The 4,399-nt window shown below is 65.1% G+C and carries 3 protein-coding genes; all 3 read right to left on the bottom strand.

Features of this window, described 5'->3' with window-relative positions; all coding sequences use genetic code 11:
• Positions 1 to 98 precede the first annotated feature (98 nt).
• Positions 99 to 1,316 (bottom strand): SorA family sulfite dehydrogenase catalytic subunit, encoded by a 1,218-nt coding sequence (sorA, locus tag QWZ14_RS08045; protein WP_290316112.1) that lies wholly within the window; start codon positions 1,314 to 1,316, stop codon positions 99 to 101.
• A gap of 934 nt (positions 1,317 to 2,250) precedes the next feature.
• A complete protein-coding gene (locus QWZ14_RS08040; protein WP_290316111.1) occupies positions 2,251 to 2,784 on the bottom strand; it encodes an RNA polymerase sigma factor in 534 nt (177 codons plus the stop codon).
• Between the two features lie 77 nt (positions 2,785 to 2,861).
• Positions 2,862 to 4,292 (bottom strand): YncE family protein, encoded by a 1,431-nt coding sequence (locus QWZ14_RS08035; RefSeq protein WP_290316110.1) that lies wholly within the window; start codon positions 4,290 to 4,292, stop codon positions 2,862 to 2,864.
• Positions 4,293 to 4,399 lie beyond the last annotated feature (107 nt).

The raw sequence follows: 4,399 nt of genomic DNA, 5'->3' as shown, positions 1-4,399 counted from the left end.
TTCTGGCAACTCGTACTGGATCGGCTTTGCGGTCGCCGCCACTGCCAGTCCGGCTGTCAGCGTCCCAGCGAGTATGATTACGCGCATGTGCATCCCTCTCACGCCACGGTCACCGAAACAGTCTCGATCACGTTGCGCATGTAGCCTGGTGGATTCCACTGCGCCTCCATCGGCTGGGTGCTGCCATCCTTGCCGGTGGCGCGCGACATCAGGCGATGCGCACCGGTCGGCAGGCGCAGACTGACTTCGAAGCCGCGGAAAGAATACTTGCCGAGATCCTCGCTGAGGCGCGCATCCATCCAGTTCTTGCCGCCATCAGCCGAGATCTCGACCCGGGCAATACCCGACCCGCCGTCAAAAGCGATGCCCTTGACAGTCAAGTCTTGACCGGCCGCGAGATGCCCCGCTTCCACCGGAGCGGTGATGAAGCTGCGGACGTTATAGCGCCCGATCGGCCGAGTCTTCGGCGCGGCTGTGCCGGCCGGCACACAAGCGCAGTCATTGTCCGGGATGCGGTAGGCTGAGGTCATCCAGAAGCTGTCAGAGGGCTTGTCGAGCACCGTGATCTCATGAAGGTGCTTGACCCAATAGGTCCCGTAGGTGCCCGGAACCACCAGACGCAGCGGGTAGCCGTTCAGCATCGGCAGATCCGCGCCGTTCATTGCCCAGGCGAGCATCACCTCACCGTCGAGCGCATGGTCGAGGTCGAGCGCCTTGGTAAAGTCTGGCGTGTCAGGTGCCGGCGGCTCGTCCAGGCCATTGAAGCTGACCTGCACCGCGCCGGCGGCGATGCCGGCACGGTCGAGCACCGACTTCAAGGTGACACCGCGCCAGCGCGCATTGCCCATCAACCCATGCGCCGCCTGCCCGCCGGCAACCCGTGGCTCGGAAAAACCGCGGCTGTTGCCGGAACACTGGTTCACCGCGACGATCTCGGTCGCGGGCATCGCTTTCAGCTCAGCCAACGATAACGAGAGCGGCTTCTGCACTCGGCCCTGCACCGAGAGTCGGAAGGTCTCAGGGTCGAGATCCTGCGGCGGCGCATTGCCCGAGAGGTGGTAGCGCACGAAGAAGGCGTCGTTGGGGGTGATGAGACCTTCAGCATAAACCGCGAAGGGCGTCTCCAACTGCGGTGGCCGAGTGGTCAGGCGAATCAGCGGGCGCTTCTGCGGATAGGTCACTAAGGGCCGCTCACCATTGCCGAAAGGCAACATGACCGTTTCCGCCCGGCTCGCCGTGGCAATGCCCAACCCAAGCACGGCACCGGCGCGCAACGCACCGCGCCGGCTCATCAGAAACCTATCCGTCCCGATCATGCAGTCCTCTCTTTAAGCGCACTGGTCGAGGCGAGGCCCGACCGTTGGCGCGGTTTCCTGTTCAGCGCCCGATGGGTGCCAGTGTTCCGCACGGAACCGTAGTCGGGTCACAGGCTTGGGCTCGGTGTACCGCNCGCTTCGGCCACACTCAGCAAAACAGGGCGATCGAGGCCCTCCGCCGAGACCGCGTAACCGAACCCACGGTCGACCCACCAGAACGCGGTGACCCCCTGCGCCGGATCATCGGAGAAGCGAAACTCCGTTCCGGTCGGGCCGGCGTGGTCGGCGCGCAGATAGACGGTAAGCCGCAAGCGACGGGCATCCTCGTACATGAGTTGCGCAGCCGGGTCGCCGCCGGCGCCCGCAAGCAACCTGCCACCAATCAGCCGGTATCCCAGCGGTAGCAGGTCGGGCGCAGCCAGCGGCCGCCCCAGGCGGTTCGACAGCCAGGTTACAAGTTGCGCTTCCTGTGCCGCGGCCACCTCCACCGGGCGGCCGAGATCAGCCGCGAAGACCCGGTGGGCTGCGATGGCCTCCGCCACCATCGGCCGTGTCGCCATCGCGGTGGCAGCCGGCGCACGGTCCCGCGTGGCGTCGGACAGGGTAGCATGACCCGCCCATCCCATTGCTCCCCCTGTCACTAGCCAGATGCAGACGGACGCAACTCGACGCATTCCCTGCCAACGCGCGACCCGCCGTGCCGCGACCAAATTGGCAACCCGCAACCGCGCCGGCACCGGCTCATCGTGCTTCAACTGCAAGACGGCACGCAGCTTCTCCTGCTGAGAAGCCATGCTGCGGAGCCGAGCGGCCACTTCGGGGTTCGTGGCGAACCAAGCCTCGACCGCGTCGCGCCGGGACGACGGCAGACGACCATCAATCCAGGCCTGGAGGTCATCCTCGCCGATTGGAACCTCAGGGCTGCTGGCGGCCGTCACTTCACCCTCCTGAGCGCCTGCTGTCCGCCGGCCTTGACCACCTCGCCGTCCAGCAGACGGCGCAAGCGCTCCCGCCCGCGGGAAAGACGCGACATCACCGTACCAATCGGCACACCAGTCAGACGAGCCGTCTCCTCATAGGAAAGATCCTCGATGCCCACGAGGAGGATCACTGCCCGCTGGTCCTCCGGCAGTGCATCGAGCGCGGTGAGGGCATCCTGCCAGACCAGTCGGCCTTCGGCGGCGAGAGTCGCCGTCGGGTCGGCCCGCATAAGCGCCGCCGCGCCATCATCGTCCAACGAACGGTCCATGCCGCCGCGGGCAGAGCGACGCCGGTTGCTGAGGAACAGATTGTGCAGGATAGCGAAGAGCCAGGCCTTGAGGTTGCCATCGTGGTGACGCAGGTGCCAGCCGGCTATCGCCCGTTCCAGGCAATCCTGCACCAGATCATCGGCGACGGTGCCGTCACGCAGTAACGCCCAGGCGAAGCGTCGCAGGGCGGGGATATGCGGCTCGATCAGCGCCGCCATCTCTCCCTCCCGGCTACCCGTTCCCATCCACCGTTATCCCTTTGCTCTCAGAGCAGGCTCGTCGATCCGAGCAGGTGCTACTTCTGGATCTGCAGCGCAGCACCGGGTTGGGCGGCGGAGCCGGGGGCAATGACCAGATAGCGCCGTACCGGGCCAGCATTTTCTTGGACCACCTGCCGGATTGGCCCGACCGTGTTGACGATGGCGGCCCCAGCGGGGTTTGTCATGAAGGATGCCAGAACCTGCAGCGGCCCTGTCCCGTCCGCCTGGGTCGAGAGAGCCAGGACATGCGGTTTCCCAGGCTGCAGGCCGGTCGCTGCCGCCTGCAGAATCTGAAGCGGGCCCTGATCGAAGAGCGTCACTTGCGTCGCAGTGCGGCCATCCGCACCGGCGAGCAGGAGTTGCACGGAGTTGGCCGCGAGACCCGGGGGTTGCAGATTGTCCCTGCCCTCGCCTTGTGGCACGGCGCCAGGCACGTAGGCCACACCCTGGGGGCCCTGACCGATCGGGATTGTCGCTACGACCGCATTGGCCGCGGTATCGATCGCCGCAACGGCGTCGGCATTCTCCAGCCCGACATAAATCCGGGTTCCGTCACCGGATGGCCATAGGCCATGCGGCAGTGCGCCGACCCGGATGGCAGTAACCTGTTCGAAAGTGTCGGTGCGGAAGACCTTGACCTCATTCAGCCCGCCAACGGTGACATAGGCGAACTGGCCACGCGGCGTCCGGATAAAGTTGACGTGGTTGGTGATGGGGCCAGTATCGAGCACCCGCAGGACCGCGAAGGGAGGGCGTGCGTCGAACACCATGGTGCGGCCCACATCCTTGAGTGTCAGCCAGACCTGCCGCCCATCTGGTGTCGCCGCGATGTCAGGACAAAATGGGCTTTCCTGCTTCACCCGGCCGATGATCGCGCGAGACTTCGTGTCGATCACGACGGTCTCAGGACTGAAGCTGGAGCAGACGTAGCCAAAGGCGCCATCAGGCGAGAAGATGGTCATGCCCGGACCATTCGGCACCTTGATGCGGCCGGTCTCCTGGTACGTCCCGGCATCGAGAACGGCGATGTAGTCTTCACCGCGCACGCTCACCCAGACCTCTCGCCCGTCAGGCGTGAAGAACGCTTCATGCGGCGAACGGCCGACATAGGCGACATGCTTCACGAGGTTCGTCGCAGTGTCGATGAAGCTGACCGAGTTCGAGCCGATCGAGATGACCGCGAGCGTCCGATGATCCGGAGAGAAGCCCATCCCATGCACCAGCAGTTGGCCCCGATACAACGGACTGAGATTTGCCGGCGTGGTATCGCCGAGACGGATCACGCCAAGCAGCGTGTTGCTGGACGGATCGATTACCGAGACGGTGTTGGAGAACTGATCGGAGCTGTAGAAGCGATCCTGCTTGCTGATGGGAATGTCCGGCGCATCCGCGGGCCCTGGTGCCTGACCAGCGAACGCAGGCAGCGCCGTGGTCAGCAGAAGCAAGGCGGCAAAGCGTCCGGTCATCGTACGGTACCCTTGGGATGAGTGTGGGGATGGGCATCTGTTGCCGACGGCTGCGCCGGTAGCGTCTCGAGCGCCTGCTGCATCACGACAATTTCCTGCCGCTGTTC

Source organism: Paeniroseomonas aquatica (genome assembly GCF_030409335.1).
Classification (GTDB): domain Bacteria; phylum Pseudomonadota; class Alphaproteobacteria; order Acetobacterales; family Acetobacteraceae; genus Belnapia; species Belnapia aquatica.
Note: the sequence above shows the minus strand (reverse complement) of the source record. Positions and strands in the feature narration are given on the sequence as shown.

Excerpts from the sequence above, each read along its gene's own strand:
- sorA (WP_290316112.1), bottom strand. The coding sequence starts at position 1,316 with ATGATCGGGACGGATAGGTTTCTGATGAGCCGGCGCGGTGCGTTGCGC.
- QWZ14_RS08035 (WP_290316110.1), bottom strand. The coding sequence starts at position 4,292 with ATGACCGGACGCTTTGCCGCCTTGCTTCTGCTGACCACGGCGCTGCCT.
- QWZ14_RS08040 (WP_290316111.1), bottom strand. The coding sequence starts at position 2,784 with ATGGCGGCGCTGATCGAGCCGCATATCCCCGCCCTGCGACGCTTCGCC.